General features: G+C 66.4%; 17 protein-coding genes. 11 read left to right on the top strand and 6 right to left on the bottom strand.

All coding sequences use genetic code 11. From position 1 onward, the window contains the following. The first annotated feature begins 5 nt into the window (after positions 1-5). Together HMPREF3167_RS02290 and HMPREF3167_RS02285 are read left to right on the top strand one after the other, a co-directional pair. Positions 6-485 (top strand): SixA phosphatase family protein, encoded by a 480-nt coding sequence (locus HMPREF3167_RS02290; protein WP_070445250.1) that lies wholly within the window; start codon positions 6-8, stop codon positions 483-485. Between the two features lie 364 nt (positions 486-849). Beyond that, on the top strand, positions 850-1,167 hold the full coding sequence (locus tag HMPREF3167_RS02285; protein WP_070445247.1) for a hypothetical protein: 318 nt from the start codon (positions 850-852) through the stop codon (positions 1,165-1,167). 75 nt (positions 1,168-1,242) lie between these two features. On the opposite strand, the gene HMPREF3167_RS09345 is transcribed toward HMPREF3167_RS02285, so the two are convergent. The 3 genes from HMPREF3167_RS09345 to glgC all read right to left on the bottom strand — a co-directional run bounded on the left by HMPREF3167_RS09345 (position 1,243) and on the right by glgC (position 3,719). Further along, positions 1,243-1,443 (bottom strand): DUF6767 domain-containing protein, encoded by a 201-nt coding sequence (locus HMPREF3167_RS09345; protein ID WP_168160815.1) that lies wholly within the window; start codon positions 1,441-1,443, stop codon positions 1,243-1,245. Between the two features lie 4 nt (positions 1,444-1,447). Beyond that, positions 1,448-2,374 (bottom strand): phosphoserine phosphatase SerB, encoded by a 927-nt coding sequence (serB, locus tag HMPREF3167_RS02280; protein ID WP_236698634.1) that lies wholly within the window; start codon positions 2,372-2,374, stop codon positions 1,448-1,450. Between the two features lie 97 nt (positions 2,375-2,471). After that, positions 2,472-3,719 (bottom strand): glucose-1-phosphate adenylyltransferase, encoded by a 1,248-nt coding sequence (glgC, locus tag HMPREF3167_RS02275; protein WP_062612629.1) that lies wholly within the window; start codon positions 3,717-3,719, stop codon positions 2,472-2,474. A 107-nt stretch (positions 3,720-3,826) separates the two neighbouring features. Here glgC and glgA point away from each other — a divergent pair, with 107 nt between their 5' ends. From glgA to HMPREF3167_RS02250, 5 genes are all read left to right on the top strand, one after another. Next, positions 3,827-5,035, top strand: coding sequence for a glycogen synthase (gene glgA, locus HMPREF3167_RS02270; protein WP_070445244.1), 1,209 nt, complete (start codon positions 3,827-3,829; stop codon positions 5,033-5,035). A 73-nt stretch (positions 5,036-5,108) separates the two neighbouring features. After that, on the top strand, positions 5,109-5,897 hold the full coding sequence (locus HMPREF3167_RS02265; protein ID WP_070445239.1) for an ABC transporter ATP-binding protein: 789 nt from the start codon (positions 5,109-5,111) through the stop codon (positions 5,895-5,897). A 59-nt stretch (positions 5,898-5,956) separates the two neighbouring features. Beyond that, positions 5,957-6,391, top strand: coding sequence for an NfeD family protein (locus HMPREF3167_RS02260; protein ID WP_062612621.1), 435 nt, complete (start codon positions 5,957-5,959; stop codon positions 6,389-6,391). 17 nt (positions 6,392-6,408) lie between these two features. Further along, on the top strand, positions 6,409-7,515 hold the full coding sequence (locus HMPREF3167_RS02255) for an SPFH domain-containing protein (RefSeq protein WP_062612618.1): 1,107 nt from the start codon (positions 6,409-6,411) through the stop codon (positions 7,513-7,515). A 72-nt stretch (positions 7,516-7,587) separates the two neighbouring features. Beyond that, positions 7,588-8,394: a TrmH family RNA methyltransferase gene (locus HMPREF3167_RS02250; protein WP_070445236.1), complete on the top strand. Its 807-nt coding sequence runs from the start codon at positions 7,588-7,590 to the stop codon at positions 8,392-8,394. Here HMPREF3167_RS02250 and HMPREF3167_RS09780 read toward each other — a convergent pair. After that, positions 8,391-8,681: a helix-turn-helix transcriptional regulator gene (locus HMPREF3167_RS09780; RefSeq protein WP_062612613.1), complete on the bottom strand. Its 291-nt coding sequence runs from the start codon at positions 8,679-8,681 to the stop codon at positions 8,391-8,393. The genes HMPREF3167_RS02250 and HMPREF3167_RS09780 overlap by 4 nt on opposite strands. A gap of 172 nt (positions 8,682-8,853) precedes the next feature. Between HMPREF3167_RS09780 and HMPREF3167_RS09775 the strand changes: the two genes are divergently transcribed. After that, the gene (locus HMPREF3167_RS09775; protein ID WP_070445232.1) at positions 8,854-10,374 is read left to right on the top strand and encodes a hypothetical protein; all 1,521 of its coding nucleotides are present in this window, start codon (positions 8,854-8,856) and stop codon (positions 10,372-10,374) included. Here the strand turns inward: HMPREF3167_RS09775 and HMPREF3167_RS02235 are convergent. Beyond that, entirely contained in the window at positions 10,355-10,825 is a 471-nt protein-coding gene (locus HMPREF3167_RS02235) for a tRNA (cytidine(34)-2'-O)-methyltransferase (RefSeq protein WP_070445229.1), read from the bottom strand. The two genes, HMPREF3167_RS09775 and HMPREF3167_RS02235, sit on opposite strands and share 20 nt — an antisense overlap. 36 nt (positions 10,826-10,861) lie before the next feature. Further along, complete coding sequence (locus HMPREF3167_RS02230; RefSeq protein WP_062612606.1) at positions 10,862-11,392, bottom strand: YbhB/YbcL family Raf kinase inhibitor-like protein; 531 nt, start codon at positions 11,390-11,392, stop codon at positions 10,862-10,864. 138 nt (positions 11,393-11,530) lie between these two features. On the opposite strand from HMPREF3167_RS02230, the gene HMPREF3167_RS02225 reads away from it, so the two are divergent. The 3 genes from HMPREF3167_RS02225 to dnaE are packed head-to-tail and all read left to right on the top strand — an operon-like array spanning position 11,531 to position 17,111. After that, positions 11,531-12,226 (top strand): hypothetical protein, encoded by a 696-nt coding sequence (locus HMPREF3167_RS02225; RefSeq protein ID WP_062612605.1) that lies wholly within the window; start codon positions 11,531-11,533, stop codon positions 12,224-12,226. Continuing rightward, on the top strand, positions 12,223-13,764 hold the full coding sequence (locus tag HMPREF3167_RS02220; RefSeq protein ID WP_070445226.1) for a DNA polymerase Y family protein: 1,542 nt from the start codon (positions 12,223-12,225) through the stop codon (positions 13,762-13,764). The genes HMPREF3167_RS02225 and HMPREF3167_RS02220 overlap by 4 nt, the downstream gene beginning before the upstream one ends. Then, positions 13,761-17,111 (top strand): DNA polymerase III subunit alpha, encoded by a 3,351-nt coding sequence (dnaE, locus tag HMPREF3167_RS02215; protein WP_070445223.1) that lies wholly within the window; start codon positions 13,761-13,763, stop codon positions 17,109-17,111. Before HMPREF3167_RS02220 ends, dnaE begins: the two co-directional genes overlap by 4 nt. The last annotated feature ends 56 nt before the right edge of the window (positions 17,112-17,167 follow it).

Raw genomic sequence — 17,167 nt, 5'->3', positions numbered from 1 at the left:
GAGCCATGCTCATCATCATGCGCCACGCTAAGGCCGGACACGGCTCGCCCGATCACGCCCGCCCGCTCACCGACCACGGACGCCGGCAGGCCGGCTTCGTCGGGGGAGCGATCGACCGCGCCGTGGGTGAGGTCGACCAGCTCTTCGTCTCCGATGCCGCCCGCACCCTCCAGACCCTCGAGTCGTTGACCTCGGGCGGACTGGTCGTCAAGGAACGCTTCGTGGAGCCGAGCCTGTATTCGGCCGGCGGGGACGACGTCGTGGAGCTGCTACGCGTGGCGGCAAATGGGCGGGTGGTCATGGTGGTCGGGCACGAGCCGACCATGTCCGCCGTGTCCTACCAGCTGTGGGACCGGGTGGGCGAGGCCGGCTTCGCTTCGGGCTTCCCGACGGCGGGGGCGGCGATCTTCGGTGGCGGTCACGCGTGGGAGGAGCTATCCCTTGGTTCGCTCCCGCTGCAGGCCTTCATCCGGGCGCCGATGTAGCAACGCAAGGCGTAGCCCTGAGAGCTACGGGACGGGCGTATGCATCGTCACGAGCGTGGGCGGTATTCAGGCTCTACAGATGATTCGGTGTGCCATGGAATCACGCTAACAAGCCGCCCCTTACACGTCTGGATAGGACGCCATCATCGACTGTGGTCGGTAGATCTTCGGGCACGTTCCATACCGATTGGCTCTGGTGTAATGCCACCTCAAGATGGCAGGCCATTGAACTTCGCAATACGCACACTTCTCAGTTCAATGGGGCACATTGGGTATCATTTTGGCAAAGCCGCGCTTGTCCCGGCACGCATATGGCGACGGCATCAAAGACCAGTAGTTCTAGTACGTGGTGAAGGGCGATACTATGAAACTCAACGTTGCTCTCGCAATCGCCTTCCTCTTCGGGCTCGGCGGTGTTGCCTACGGCACGTACGTCGCATTTATTTACCAGGGCGGAACCACCGAACTCTACCCGTTCGTTATCGCGGCTGTTGCCGGCGCGATCACAGTATGTGCAGGGTGGATCAAGAGCGCGCCGTGGGCAATGGTCGTCGGTTTTAGCATCATGGCCTTGGCGCCCACGGGATTCCTGTGGATCTTCAACCTCGGGGCTGCGATCGGCGCTGGGCTGTCCGTTGTGTCATGCCGCAGAGGGTCTCCAGTGTCCTGCGGCGATAGCTAAACGCTGGGCAGATCGGTACCGAGGTAGGGCGGGTCGCGGCGCGACAGTTTTCTGGAATATACCGGTTGCCGATTGCTATATGGGTCTGGGTGGGTCCACGTTCCGGGGTTGTGTCGAGCCTCCCCGCTTGGCGCGGTTGTATTCGGTCCGGCGCGCCGCCCACTCCGCGCGCAGCTCCGGATCCTCCATGACGAGCTTGACGGTCTGGCAATCCTCCGGGCCCGTCATGTAGAGCTGGCACAGGGTGCACGGCTCCCCGAAACGCAATGGACACATGGGACTAGGCATCGATGTCCCACCCCACGAGGGCCGCGATCGCATCCAGGCGCGGGAAGCTGACCGCGCAGTCGGCCTGCTCGCGCACGATCGGCTTGCCCTGGAAGGCCACGCCGAGCCCCGCGCGTCGCATCATCGGCAGGTCGTTCGCGCCGTCCCCGGCACACAGCACCATATCCTGTTCGATGCCCCACTCGCGATCCCAGCCCTCGATCGCGGCGACCTTGGCGGCGCTGTCGATGACCGGGCCGTAGGTGCGCCCAGTGAGAGCGCCGGATTCGACCTCGAGGCCGTTCGCGACGAAGCGGTCGATCCCCTCGCGCTCCGCGAGCGGACCGACCACCTCGGTAAAGCCGCCCGAGACCAGGCCGAACCTGCCCCCGCGGGCGTGGACGGCCCTGACGAGCCTCTGCGCGCCCGGGGTCAGCTGCACCTCGGCCAGCACGTGGCCGAAAACCCCCTCGCTCACGCCGGCGAGCTTGGCCACCCGGTGGGCCAGGGACTCGGCAAAGTCGAGTTCACCGCGCATCGCGGCCTCAGTCACCGCCCGGACCTCCTCCTCGGCGCCGGCATGGGCCGCCAGCATCTCAATGACCTCGGTGGTAATGAACGTGGAGTCAACATCAGTGACGATCGCCGCCGGGCCGGCCTTCGCCATCGGGCCGGCGATGAGCGCCGAATCGATCGCAAGCGCGATCGCCGGGCCGCGCAGCTCGTCGTAGAACTCGGCACGGGAAGCGTAGCGCGAACCGTAGCTACCCGGGGCGTCCTCGTCTGGGCCGTCAAAGAGCCAGGTGTGGGCGTGCAGGCCAACTGTGGCGACCGGCCGCGCGTCGTAATCGGAGGTCACATCCTCAATCGCCAGCCGCACATGATGGCACAACGATGCCGGGATGGGGTGCGGGGCCACGAGCGAGAAACGATGCAACATGCCTCTAGGCTAGTCGCCGCGCCACATCTACGTCTCGCCATGTCACTAACAGCGAAGTGGGGGCGCCCGAGGCTACCCCCACTTTCTGCCGATGTGCTTAGTGCATCGTGACGCGCATGCCCTTCGGGACCACCACGATTCCACCGTCGGAAATGTGGAAGCCACGAGCCCGGTCGTGTTCGTGATCGATACCCACCTGGGCGCCCTCGTCCACCTGGACATACTTGTCCAGGATTGCGCCGACCACGGTGGCGTTGCGGCCAACGTTGACGCCGTCGAACAGCACCGAATCGCGTACCGAAGACCACGAATTCACACGCACATGCGGGGAGAGCACCGAGCCGAGGACCTCGCCGCCGGAGATGATGACGCCGGGGGCGATGATCGAATCGAGCGCGTGGCCTAGGCGTTCGCGGTGACCGTAGACGAACTTGGCCGGCGGAAGGCCGGTGTAGCCGGTGTAGAGCGGCCACTTGTCGTTGTACAGGTTGAAGATCGGGTTGACCGAGATGAGGTCCATGTTCGCTTCGTGGAACATGTCGATCGTGCCGACGTCGCGCCAGTAGTTGCGATCGCGTTCGGTGGAGCCGGGCACGTCGTTGAACGTGAAGTCGTAGACGCCGCAGTCGCCGTTCTCCACGAACTTCGGCACGATGTCGCCGCCCATGTCGTGCTTGGACTCGAGGTTGTCCGCGTCCTCGTGCAACACCTGGTAAAGCGCGTCAGCGGTGACGACGTAGTTACCCATCGATGCGAGGATCTCGTTCGGGGAATCCGGCAGGCCGTCCACCTGAGCGGGCTTCTCAAGGAACTGGCGGACCATCTTCGAGTTGTTCGGATCGGTATCGATCACGCCGAAAGACGTGGACATCTCAATCGGCTGGCGAATACCGGAAATCGTCATCCCCACGCCCGTGTCGATATGCTGGCGGACCATCTGGGAGAAGTCCATGCGGTAGATGTTGTCCGCGCCCGTGATAAGGACGTAATCGGGCCGCTCGTCGTCGAGGATATTGAGCGACTGGAAGATCGCGTCCGCCGAGCCGGAGAACCACTCCTTCGACACGCGCTGCTGAGCCGGGACCGGGGAGACGTAGTTGCCCAGCAGGCTCGACATGCGCCACGTCTTGGAAATGTGGCGGTCAAGCGAGTGCGACTTGTACTGCGTCAACACCACGATCTTCAGGTAGCCCGAGTTGACGATGTTGGACAGCGAAAAATCGATGAGGCGGTACGTGCCGCCGAAAGGGACCGCCGGCTTAGCGCGATCCTGCGTAAGCGGCATGAGGCGCTTTCCTTCGCCTCCCGCAAGGACAATGGCAAGTACACGTGGATTTGATCTCATATTCCTAACCATATCCGGTTGGGCCGACGAATTTGTCCGTTCTAACGAATTGCCCAAGCTTTGACGATAGGCTTAAAGAGGCGTTCATCTTTAGGAAAGGAAACCCGATGAGAGTCGATCTGCTCACTCGCGAATACCCGCCTCACGTGTATGGCGGAGCGGGCGTACACGTCACCGAATTGGCGAAGGTTCTTCGCGCACACGCAGAGGTTCACGTCCACGCTTTCGATGGCCCGCGCGAGGAGGAGGGCGTCCACGGGTACACCAATGTGGTTGAGCTGGCCGACGCGAACGGCACGCTCAAGACGCTGGGAGTGGATCTTCTGATCGCCGACAAGACGGGGGAGGCGGACCTCGTCCACTCCCATACGTGGTATGCCAACATGGCCGGCCACCTGTCCAAGCTCATGTACGGTATCCCGCACGTCATCTCAGCCCACTCCCTCGAACCGCTGCGCCCCTGGAAGCGTGAGCAGCTCGGTGGCGGCTACGAGGTCTCGTCCTGGATCGAGAAGACCGCCTACGAGGCGGCTGACGGCATCGTGGCCGTCTCCAACGGCATGCGTGACGACATCCTGCGCGCCTACCCGAACGTGGATCCGGACAAGGTGCGGGTGATCCACAACGGCATTGACCTCGATGACTGGAAGGCCCCGCAGACGCAGGAGGAGTGGGACAAGGCCCGCGAGTACTTCCGCTCCTACGGCCTGGATCCTGATCAGCCCACGATCATCTTCGTCGGCCGCATCACGCGCCAGAAGGGCGTGCCGGGCCTGTTGCGCGCCCTGCGCTACGTGCCGGAGGAGGTGCAGGTGATCCTGTGCGCCGGCGCCCCGGATACCCCGGAGATCCTGGAAGAGACCCGGGCGCTCGTGGAGGAGCTGCAAAAGACGCGCACCGGCGTGGTCTGGATCGACGAGCACCTACCGCATGACAAGATCGTGGCCCTCGAATCGTGCTCGACCACCTTTGTCACCCCCTCCGTTTACGAGCCGCTCGGCATCGTCAACTTGGAGGCGATGGCGGTGGGCCTGCCGGTGGTTGGCACGGCCACCGGTGGCATCCCGGACTGCATCGATCACGGCGTGACGGGCACTCTCGTCCCGATCGAGCAGAAGCAGGACGGCACGGGCACGCCGCTTTATCCGGACAAGTTCGAAAAGGACCTGGGCCAGGCGCTGGCGGACATGGTCGCTGATCCGGAGCGCGCCAAGGGGATGGGTAAGGCCGGGCGTAAGCGCGTGGAAGACCACTTCTCGTGGGAATCCATTGCGGTGAAGACCATGGCCTTCTACGACGACATCCTCGGCCGCTAAGAGTCGGACCAATCGCGAGGAGGGTCGGCGTGCGACGAGCGCGCCGGCCCTTCCGTAAACTAGGCTGGTTGATATGGGAGACGTACTTCAGGTAAGCAACGTGGTTGTCCGCCGCGGCGGGCGCCACATCATCGATGGCATTGATTGGTCGGTCAACGAAGGCGAGCGCTGGGTAGTGCTCGGCCCGAACGGCGCGGGCAAGACCACGCTCATCCGCCTCATTTCCGGGCGGATGCACCCGACGTCGGGCAAGGTGACGATCATCGGCGAACAGCTGGGGCACACCGACGTCTCCGAACTCTACCCGCTCGTGGGACTTGCATCCTCGGCGCTCGACCAGCGCATCAACGACGCCGAAACCGTGCTCAACGTCGTGCGCAGCGCGGCCTATGGCATGGTGGGCACGTGGCGCGAGTCCTACGAGGAGCTCGATGACGAGCGGGCGCTCGGCCTGCTCGATGCCCTCGGTGTTGCGGGGCTTGCCGATCAGCGGTGGGGCACCCTGTCCTCGGGGGAGCGCAAGCGCGTGGGCATCGCCCGCGCTCTCATGCCTGACCCGGAGGTGCTGGTCCTGGATGAGCCTGCCTCCGGCCTCGACCTTGGCGGGCGCGAGCAGCTGCTCACCTCGCTGTCCCAGCTGGCGGGCGGCATCTACGCGCCGGTCATCGTGCTCGTCACCCACCACGTGGAGGACATCCCGCAGGGCTTCACCCACGGCCTCCTGCTCAAGGACGGGCAGGTGGCCGCCGCTGGAGAGCTCGAGGAGGTCATGACCTCGAAGACCCTGTCGTCCGTGTTCGGTGTCGACGTCGATCTCTCACTTGACGCCGGCCGTTACACCGCACGGGCGTGGCAGTCGTAGCTCGACGGGCGCGAGCGTCAGCCTTGCACGTATACTGGAGTTGACCAAGGAGGTTATCCATGGCCTGGGGTATTTGGGCGATTATCACGGTAGCTTTGCTCATCGTTGAAACGATCACCGTTGATTTCCTGTTCATGATGTTTTCGGCCGGAACGCTCGCGGCGCTTTTCGTCTCCCTCGCGTCGCCGTCGGCCCTTGCGTTACAGATCGTCGTCTTTGGAATCATCTCTACGCTCGGTATCGCCTTCGTGCGCCCGTGGGCGCGCAGGCACGTCAACGATTCCTCGCGCGGCGAATCCAACGTTTACGCCCTCGCGGGTAGGACCGGTCAGGCCCTGTCGGATATCACCGCTAACGCCGGACGCGTCAAGATCGGCGGTGAAGTTTGGAGCGCGAAGTGCGCCGGCGAACCGATCGATGAGGGCTCGGCCGTTGTCATCCAGTCCGTGGAGGGCGCCCGCGTGGTCGTTACACCTGTCCGCAACGAGTCCTAGAAAAGAAAGTAGGAATCATGTCAGAAAACACGATTCTGCTCGCATTCCTCGCGATTCTGGCGCTGCTTGTCGTCGTCGGCATTGCGAAGTCCGTCATTCAGGTCCACCAAGGTTTCACGGTCATCATCGAGCGTCTTGGAAAGTACAACAAGACCCTCCGGCCCGGCCTTCACTTCCTCATCCCGTTCCTTGATTCGGTCCGCCAGCGTATCGACATGCGTGAACAGGTTGTGCCGTTCCCGCCGCAGCCCGTGATTACGTCGGACAACATCGTGGTCAACATTGACACGGTCATCTACTACCAGGTCACGCAGCCGGAGGCCGCCACCTACGAGATCGCCGACCCGATGTCGGCCATCGAGCAGCTGGCCGTGACCACGCTGCGAAACATCATCGGTTCGATGGACATGGAGCAGGCGCTCACGGGCCGCGACCAGATCAACGGCCAGCTACGCGGCGTTCTCGACGAGGCCACCGGCCGTTGGGGCATCCGCGTCTCGCGCGTGGAGCTGAAGGCGATCGACCCGCCGGCCACCGTCCAGTCGGCCATGGAGCAGCAGATGAAGGCCGAGCGCGACCGCCGCGCCGCGATCCTCACGGCCGAGGGCGTCAAGCAGTCTGCGATCCTCACCGCTGAGGGTGAGAAGCAGTCGGCCATCCTGCGTGCCGAGGGCGCGGCCCAGTCGGCAATCCTCGAGGCCCAGGGTGAATCCCGCGCGATCCTCCAAGTGTTCGACGCCATCCACCGCGGCAACGCCGATCCAAAGCTGCTGTCCTACGAGTACCTGAAGATCCTGCCGCAGATCGCCGATTCGCAGTCCTCGAAGCTGTGGATCGTCCCCACCGAACTCACCGCCGCTCTCGACGCCGTCACCAAGGGCTTCACCGGCCGTGGCGGGGACGAGCCGGTCACCGTGAACTTCGAGGGCCTGGACGAGGACATCGCCGATTCGCTTGCCTCCACGAGCCTGCAGGACGTGGATGAGGCGCTGGCGAGCGCCCGCGGCGAGGCGACCCGGGCGTCGTCGGAGGCGGAGGAATCCGGCACCCACTCGGGTAAGCCGTTCGATCCGCGCGCCGAGCTCGGCCAGCACCCGGATATGCCGGAGCAGAGAGGCGAGTAAGCAACAGCGAAAGGTGGCCGCCGAGAGGTGGCCACCTTTTGTGTACCCGGGCGGTGTGGCAAAGTATGATCCGTGCTCACTTACGTTGATGACCTGACCGATCCGCGCCTCGATGACTTCTTTCGCCTCACGGACGTGGCGTTGCGCAAGAAGCTGGAGACCGAGCGCGGTCTGTACCTGGCGGAGGGGGACAAGGTTATCCGGCGCGCCGTGGCCGCAGGCCATACGCCGCGCGCCGCTGTCATGACCGAAAGGTGGATCGAGTCCCTGGCCGATTTCTTCCCGGGCGACGTGCCGCAGTTCATCGTGCCCGAGGATCTGCTGACCGAGCTCACGGGCTTCCAGGTACACCGCGGCGCGATCGCCTCGATGAACCGGCCCGCGCTGCAGGGGCTGGGGGAGTTCCTCGCGCAGTGCCCGGACGCCCGGCGGATTTTTATCTTGGAGGACCTGGTCAACCATACGAACGTGGGTGCGATCTTCCGTTCGGCGGCCGCGCTCGGGGTCGACGCCGTGCTGGTCACCGACCACTGCGCCGATCCGCTCTACCGGCGCTCGGTCAAGGTGTCGATGGGCACGGTCTTCCAGGTGCCGTGGACCCGGATCGAGGGCTGGCCTCACGCGATCGCCGCGCTTGCCGACGCGGGGTGGGTAACAGCGTCGTTGGCGCTGTCGGATAACGCGGTGACGCTCGATCAGTTCGCAGCGGATATGGCCGCGGAGAAGGTGGCGATGATCTTCGGCGCGGAGGGTGACGGGCTCGCGCATGCGACGCTGGCGAAGAGTGACTACGTGGTGACGATCCCTATGGCCGGCGGGGTGGACTCGCTTAACGTGGCGGCCACGAGCGCGTTGGCGGCCTGGGCGCTACGGCCCTAGCTGCGATCCTCGACTGCCTGGTAATCGGCGAGGGCGGCCTCGAGGAGGTCGGGTACGGAGCAGTCGAAGACCTTGGCGAGTTTGATGAGCGTACTCATGCGCGGGTTGGCCGGGCTGTTCGTGCGCCGGTCGGCGCGGGCGTGCTCCATGAGCTGGTAGTGATTGCGGTTGATATCCGCCGCGAGCGCCACCTGCTCCTGGGTGAGCCCCATGCGCCTGCGGCGCTCGATGAGAGTCTTGGCGAAGGTGGAGGCAAAGGCGCGTTCGGCGGGGGAATACTCGGTCACGCGAACATGGTCCGTGTTTACCCGGCGCAGGTCAGCGGGGTATACCCGGCGTGGGTTTTCTTCAAAAAAGTTATGCACAATTCCGTTCGTGCACGCTCTATCCACATTTGGGCACTTTGCAAAAACGGAGTCTTGCGATTCTCGACATGATGGTCTCGTCGAAGGGAGAAACATGGACACCATCATTCGTCGATCATTTATTTTTATCCTCGCAGCCGCACTTTTCGCTTTCGTTCCGTTCGCCGTCGCAGGCGAGCAGAGCTGGACGCGCGTGGCAACCGAACCGAGCCGGTGGGGAGCGCTGTCGAGCCCGCACGTGCCGATCGCCATCTGCACCGGTGACACCCAGCTGAACTTCAGCTACCAGCCCGGCATGGAGAAGGCCGACTTCGAATCCCGAAGCCTCACCCGCGCCGGGGAGCCCTACACGCAGCAGGGCACTGAGGTGGGGTGGAAAACCTCGATCAGTGCCTCCGACACCGGCAAGGTCGCCGCGATGTTCGACCTATGGGGCACCGAGGCCGTGGCGGGGATCGCGCCCGAGGCCTTCACTCTCGCCGTCCACGAGCTGACCGCCGATTCGCGCGGGATCGCCTCGACGTCGAAGAAGGCGTGGCAGGATCAGGCACGCAAGCTACTGGAGATAGCGGCAAAGATTGCCGGGCCGCACAAGGCCGGAGAGCTGACCTTCGCCGACGGCAAGTTGAGCGGCTTTACGGTGATCGGCCAGGCTGGCGTGCCGCTCGTGGGCGTGCCGTTTAGCGCTGAGCTTTCGGGCGCCACGTGGGAATCGACGGGAGAGGCCGTGCTCACGGGCACCACGGGCGCCGAGCAGCAGAGCTTCGCGGTCACGGCGCCGGCCTTCGGTGAGGTAACGCTCAAGGTCACCTACTCGAAGATCCCCGGCCACTCGTTCGCCACTGGCCACCACTCCGTGGCCCAGGACCTGCATATGCGCGGCGAAAGCGGCGCGATCGAGCAAAACGCGGTGCTGCGCAACGCGCCGAGCCAGACGAAGGTGAGCATCTCGACCAAGGCGGCCATCAAGGACTCGGGCGCAATCCGCGATCTTGTGACCGTGAGCGCCGATGAGTGGCCCAAGGTCGAGCGCATCCCCGCCACCTTTGACCTCACCGCGCGCCTCTACGGGCCGTTCGAGGAGCAGCTCGAAGAGCAAGAGGCCGTGCCGGACGGCGTGGAGGCTGCGGAAACCGTGAGCTTGAGCGTCATCGAGCCCGGCACGTACGAGGTGGTCTTCGACCACGAGCCCAGCCCCGGCTGGTACACCGTGGTGGTGGACGGCCATTTCCGCGACGACGGCGACTTCGCCGGCCTGCCGCAGGATAACGTAGCCATGCCGTTCTTCGAGCCCGATGAGACGGTGTTCGTTGAGCCCGAACCGGAACCGGAGCCGACACCCGAGCCGACACCCGAGCCCATGCCGGAGCCGACACCCGAGCCCATGCCGGAGCCCACGCCGGAGCCGACACCTGAGCCGACACCGACTCCCGCTCCGCAGCCGAAGCCAGAACCGACTCCGGTACCGGCGCCCGAGCCGAAGCCGAGCACCCCGCCGGCCGTTCTGGCCAACACCGGCGCCTTCTCGCTGCCCTTCGCGGCGATGGCTGTGGGGCTGGCCGGCCTGGGAGTGACGCTCGTTGCGGGGGCGCGCTCTACATCGAAGCGGAGGTAAATCCTAGCTGACGCCAGGCCTCGTACACCGCGATCGAGGCGGCGTTGGCCAGGTTGAGGGAGCGCCGGCCGGGTAGCATTGGAATTCGGAGCCACTTGGTGACCCGCGGATCATCAAGCACCAATTCTGGCAGCCCGGTCGGCTCCGTGCCGAACAGGAGCACGTCGTCGTCGCGGTAGGATTCGTCGGCGAAGTTGTTGGACGTGTGGCTGGTGAAGGCGAAGATCCGCCGGTCGGGCCCGAAGTAGGCCTTGGCGTCCTCCCATGACTTGTGGATGACGAGGTCGGCCAGGTCATGGTAGTCGAGCCCGGCGCGCTTTAGGTGCGCGTCGTCGAAGGTGAAGGCGAGCGGCTCAATAAGGTGCAATCGCGCGCCCGTGCAGGCGGCCAGCCGAATGGCGTTGCCGGTGTTGCCGGGGATCTTAGGTTCATGGAAAACGAAGTTGAGCACCCGCCCAGTGTAGCGCGGGTGTTCAACTGGTCGAACCTAACGCTGGTAGGTCACCGTGAGGCGAGCGCGCGCCAGCGTATGGAAGACGGTGTGGAAGGCCGCGGCAGCCGGCGTCGTGTCCTCCGGGTCAAGCTCGAGCGAAGGCACATCGAGGGCATGGACCACGAAGATGTAACGGTGCGGGTGCACGTCGCCCGGCGGGGGAGCGGCCCCGTAGTAGGCGAACTCGCCTGCATCGTTGCGGATGTGGCTCGCCGCGCCGGGGAGCGTCAGGTCATGCTGGCCGGCGCCCTCCTCCAGGCAGGTGATGTCCGCGAGGTCGAGCACGATCCAGTGCCAATAACCCGAGGGCGTGGGCGCGTCGGGGTCAAAGCACGTGACGGCGAAACCTTGGGTCTCTGGCGGGAAGCCGGACCACTCGAGGGCGGGCGAGACGTTGTCCGCGAAGCCGAGGTGGAATTCTGGCATGACGCCGCCATCGGTGAGCGTGGGGCTTGTCAGCGTGAACGAGGGGACTGCGGGAAGAAGCTCGTAGGGATCTGGCGCGAGGGGTCGTTCGAGGTTCATGGCCCCATCATATGCGAAGTAGGTCACAGGTGGGCAGGTTCTGGCCCGTGCGTGCGGCTTGGGACTTCCCGGCGGCTAGTTTTTGTCGGGGGCCGCTCCTAAGATGAGTATCGAACATGTGTTCGAAGGGGGTGGCTGATGGATAAGCTTGCAACCGCGCGCAAAGCGCTGGCTGCGGCAGAGATGCGCGCGGGCCTGCGCGTCGTGCGCGCGCAGGAGGTGCAGGCGCAGGAGGTGCAGGCGGGAGGAACGCTGAGCGGGGAGGTGGCCTCCGATGCCTTTTCCGTTCCATCCCACCTCGTAGCCGCCCTGCCGCACGGCCTCATCCGGCGCGGGGTAGTCAGCGTGGAAGGCTCGCCCTTCCTTCTGACCTTCCTGGCCGCTCTCCTCTCTGGGCAGGAGGCCTGGATCGCCTTCCTCGGCGCTCCGGACGTGGGGTGGGCATGCGCGGAACGGCTGGGCCTGGATATGGGCCGGGTCGTTGCCGTTCCACGGATCGAGGCGCAGGGGGCCCGTGTGGTCAGCGCCGCGATCGACGGCTTTGACGCGGTGGTGCTGGGGGACGTGTCGCTTGACGCCCGCGAGCGCCGCGTGCTCCATCGGCGTGCGATGTCCAAGGGCGCGCTGTTGCTGGCGATGAACTGGCCGCAGGCCTCCGTGGGTATGCGCTGCCGGCTGGTCGGGGTGCGGGGTCTGGAGGAGGGCCACATCAGCGGCGTTGACTATGAGATCGCCACGCGCTGGGGGAGTGCCTCCGTGCGCTACGAGCGGGACGGCTGGGAGCCGGCGCGCTATGAGGGCGACCTAAGAGCGGTGGGAGGCCGGGCCTCATGATGCGGGGCAGTGTCTGGGTTCCGGACTGGCCGGTGGCCAGTGCCATCATGGCCGGCCGCGCGCTGCCGGAAGAACCGGTGGCGATCTACGCCAACCGCGTGGTCGCCGTCAACGGGGTGGCGTACGCGGAGGGCGTGCGTGAGGGGATGAAGCGGCGCCAGGCGCAGTCGGTCGCCTCCGGGTTGCATCTCATCCGGCAAGATCCGGATCTGGAGGTAGCTAGTTTCGAGCGGGTTGTGCGGGTGTGCGAGGAACACATCGCCTACCTCAGCGTGCTCGAACCCGGCCTCATCACCTTCCTCGCGCGTGGGCCGGTGGGAGCGGCTGGTAGCGTGCGGGCGCTGTCGGAGAACCTGGTGGGGGACATCGCGCTTCACACCGGTCTAGAAGCCCACGTCGGATTCGGGGACGGGTTACTCACCTCCATCCTGGCCGCGCGGACGGATGCCCACGTCCGCCACGCGCCCCCGTTCCTCGACGCCCACCCGGTCGGGGCGATCCTTCACGGGGCGGCCACGGCGCGATCGCGGGAGCAGATGCGCGCCTTCGTCGGCGCGATGGAGAACCTAGGAGTGCTTACCATCGGGGATCTTCGCCGGCTGGACCGGGCTGCCCTGCTCACCCGTTTCGAGGTGGCCGGGCGGGTCCTGTCGTTGATTGACGGGGGAGAGCCGGAGCGGGACGGGGCAAGCTACGGCGTGCAGGAGCTGGTGGTGGAACGGGAGGCGGATCCGCCGTTGGCCAACCTCGACCAGGCGGCCTTCCTGGCACGTCAGATGGGGGAGGAGCTGGCCGAGGCCCTCACCCTCCGGGGCGTGATCGCCCGCGAGCTGACGATCTGCACCCGCAGTAGCGTGGAACGCCGACGTGCCTGGTCGCTCGACGCGGCCAGCGCTAAGGACATCTCTGACCGCGTGCGCTGGCAGCTGAGCGCCTGGATGTCCGAGGAGCAGCACGGGATTTCCCGCATTTCGATCGCCGCCAGCGCGATTCTGCCCGCGGGCCGTGCCCAGGGCGCGCTGTGGGGTTCGGATCGTGCCAGTGCGGATGCGGCCGCGCGGGCGGTGAGCCGCATTCAGAGCCTACTGGGGGAGGATTCCGTGGTGGCTCCGGAGCACGTGGGTGGGCGCCACCCCCTGGAGGCGCATCAGATGCGGCTGTGGGAGCAGGCGCCCTCCGATACCCTGCGGGCCGATCCGTGGCCGGGCCGTCTCCCTGAACCCTGGCCCAGCTTCGTCAAGGCAGCGCCGGAGAAGATCGCGGTGCTTGACGCGCGCGGGCACGACTGCGCGCTCACCGCGTTGGGGACTTTCTCCTGCGCTCACGGGTGCGCCCATCCACGCCCCGCAGCGCTGGTGGCAGGCGGGGCGCCGGAGCGGCTCGTCACGGCGGCTGGGCCGTGGTTGCAGGCCACGGGGTGGTGGGTGCCGACCTCGGAGCAGCGCAAGGCGTGGATGGAGTTCGCCGATTTACGCGGGCGCGGCTACCTCGCCTATCGGGAGGGTGGGCAGTGGTGGCTGGCGGGGGTGTACGAATGATTCCCTACGCCGAACTTCACGCGCACTCGGCCTACAGTTTCCTCGACGGGGCCTCGATGCCGGCCGATCTGGTCGAGCGGGCGGTGGAACTCGAGCTGAGCGCCCTGGCGCTCACGGACCACGACGGGCTGCCCGGCGTCGTGCAGCTGGCGAGCGCGGCGCGGCGGCACGGCCTGCCCACGGTGATCGGCTCCGAGATCACGGTGGGTGGCCGGCCCCGGCCGGGGCAGAAAGATCCGGACGGGGATCACCTCATCGTCCTGGCGCGCGGCGCGGAGGGCTATCACGCCCTGTCGCGCACGATCGGCGAGGCGATGCTGGCCTCGGGGGAGAAGGGCCACGCCGCTCACACCCTCGAATCGCTCGCGGCGGGGGCGACGGACTGGCAGATTCTCACCGGATGCCGCAAGGGTGGGGTACGCCGAGCGCTTGAGCGGGAGCCGGGGGTGTGGGCGGTGGATGCCGCCCGCGGGTACCTTTCCACCCTCACCGCGCTCTTCGGCGCGGAGTCCGTGGCGGTGGAGATCACGCACAATAACCAGCCCTACGATCGCGAACGCAATCGGCTCCTTGTTTCCCTGGCCAAGGAGGCGGGGCTGCGGGTGGTGGCCACGGGCAACGTCCACGCCGCCCGTGCGTCGGACGCGGTGCTCGCTGACGTGCTGGCCTCCACGCGTGCGAACCGGCCACTCGAGGAGTACCGGAGCTGGCTGCCGGCCTGGCCTGCCTACCTCAAGTCGGGCGAACAGATGCTTGCCCTGCACGCCGAACATCCCGGTGCTATCGCGGCGGCCGCGGAGATTGGGGAGGAGTGCTCCTTTGACCTCACCCTCGTGGCACCGGACCTACCGCCGTTCCCCACCCCACCGGGTCACACCGAAGCCACCTGGCTGCGCCACCTCACGGAGCAGGCGGCGCTTAGCCGGTACGGGAGCCGGCAGGCCCACCCGCGTGCCTGGCGGCAGATCGACCACGAACTGGGGGTGATCGAGCAGCTGCACTTCCCCGGATACTTCCTCATCGTCCACGAGATCGTCTCTTTCTGCCACGAGCAGGAGATCTGGTGCCAGGGGCGCGGCTCGGCGGCGAACTCGGCGGTCTGCTTCGCGCTCGGGATCACGGCGGTGGACGCCGTGCGCCACCGCATGCTCTTCGAACGCTTCCTCTCGCCCGGGCGCTCTGGGCCGCCGGATATTGACCTGGATATTGAGGCCGGTCGGCGCGAGGAGGTCATCCAGCACGTCTATGCCCGCTACGGACGCAGGCACGCAGCTCAGGTGGCCAACGTCATCACCTATCGGCCACGTTCGGCTATTCGCGACGCGGCGCGCGCCCTGGGGTATGACGCGGGGCAGGCGGACGCGTGGGCGAAGTCGGTCGAGCGCCGGGCGTCCGATGCCCGCTCGCGGGCGCCGGAGTTGGCCGGGAGCCCGAAGCGGCGGCCGGGATCGGAGCCGGAGGTAAAAGAGCGCGCGCCGGAGGCAGAAGAGCGCGTGCCGGGCTCACAGGTGGAGGGAGAAGAGATCACGTCGGAGGCCGGGGCGCGGTTCGCGCTGCGCTGGGGGATCGAATCCGAGGTGCCGGAACGGGTGGTGCAGATCGCTGGTCGGCTCCAGCGCCTGCCTCGCCATCTCGGCATCCACTCGGGCGGGATGGTGCTGTGCGATAGGCCGGTGATCGAGGTGTGCCCGGTGGGCTGGGCGCGCATGGAGGGCCGGAGCGTCCTGCAGTGGGATAAGGATGACTGCGCCGAGGCGGGGCTGGTGAAGTTCGACCTGCTCGGGCTGGGGATGCTCAGCGCCCTACGCATCTCCTTCACCGAGCTCACCGAGCGCGGCGTGCGGGCTGCGGATGGTCAGCCGCTGGGCTTGCACAACATCGACCAGGAGGACGGGCGGGTCTATGACTTGCTGTGTGCGGCGGACACGATCGGGGTGTTCCAGGTGGAGTCACGGGCGCAGATGGCCACCCTCCCGCGCATCCAACCGCGCACGTTCTACGACATCGTGATCGAGGTAGCCCTCATTCGGCCCGGCCCGATCCAGGGCGGCTCGGTCAACCCCTACATCAACCGCCGCCGCGGGCGCGAACCGGTCACCTACGCACACCCGCTCCTCAAGGGCGCGCTGGAAAAGACGCTCGGCGTGCCCCTCTTCCAGGAGCAGCTCATGCAGATCGCGATCGACGCGGCCGGCTTCACCCCGGCACAGGCCGACCAGCTGCGCAAGGCGATGGGAGCCAAGCGCAGTCATGACCGGATGCGGGATCTGCGCGGGGATCTCATGGCCGGGATGGATGAGCGCGGGATCGGCCCGCGGGTGCGCGAGGAGATCTACACCAAGCTGGAGGCCTTCGCCGAGTTCGGCTTTCCCGAGTCGCACTCCTTTTCCTTCGCCTACCTTGTCTACGCGAGCGCCTGGCTCAAGGTTCACCACCCCGAAAACTTCTACGCGGGCATCCTCGCGGCCCAGCCCATGGGCTTCTACTCGCCGCAGACCCTGGTGGCCGACGCGCGGCGGCACGGCGTGCTCGTCTTGCCGGTGGACGTGTGCTTTTCAGAAGAGCACTCGTGCGTGGAGGTCACCCCGGAGCGGAAGGTGAGAGCCCACCCGTTGGTGAGCGTTGATCCGCGCCGGGGCCTGCGGCTAGGCCTATCGAACATCAAGGGTTTGAGGGCCACTGAACGCATCCTCGCCGCCCGCGCGCAGCGCCCGTTTGATTCGGTGGCGGACCTGGCCCGCCGGGCCAAGCTCACCACGCCGGAGCTGGAGAAGCTCGCGGCGGCCGGCGCGCTGACCAGCCTGGGGATGACACGCCGGGAGGGAATCTGGGCGGCCGGGGCCCTGGCCTACACGGGCAAGAGGCTCGGCGATTCCTTCCAGCCCAGCCTGCCCGGGCTGCACGTGGGCGCCACGCCGCCGCGCCTGCCCCGCATGAGCCCGGTGGAGGAGAATATGGCCGAACTGCGATCCACGGGTATCTCAGTGGGCACTCACCCCATGGACTTCCTGCGCCCATCGCTGACCGAACGTGGGGTGGTGCGTATCGCGGACCTATCCCGCTACGAGCCGGGGGAGCGGATCCGCGTGGCGGGGATTGTCACCCACCGCCAGCGCCCGCACACGGCCTCCGGCATCACCTTCCTCTCCCTGGAGGACGAGTCGGGCTTGCTCAACGTGGTGTGCTCGGTGGGGCTATGGGAGAAGCACCGCAAGGTGCTACGCACCTCCCAAGGCCTGATTATCCGCGGCGTGGTGGAGCGGGCGGATGACGTGATGAACTTCGTTGCCGACGGGGTCGAACGCCTCGAGCTGGCGGTCCCGCTCCCGTCGCGGGACTTCCGCTAACGCGAACGCGGGTGAGCGTCGGCAGAGAGGAAAGGAGAAAAGCATGAATGCGATTG

It is taken from the genome of Trueperella sp. HMSC08B05 (genome assembly GCF_001808405.1).
In the GTDB taxonomy this organism is placed as follows: domain Bacteria; phylum Actinomycetota; class Actinomycetes; order Actinomycetales; family Actinomycetaceae; genus Trueperella; species Trueperella bernardiae.
Note: the sequence above shows the minus strand (reverse complement) of the source record. Positions and strands in the feature narration are given on the sequence as shown.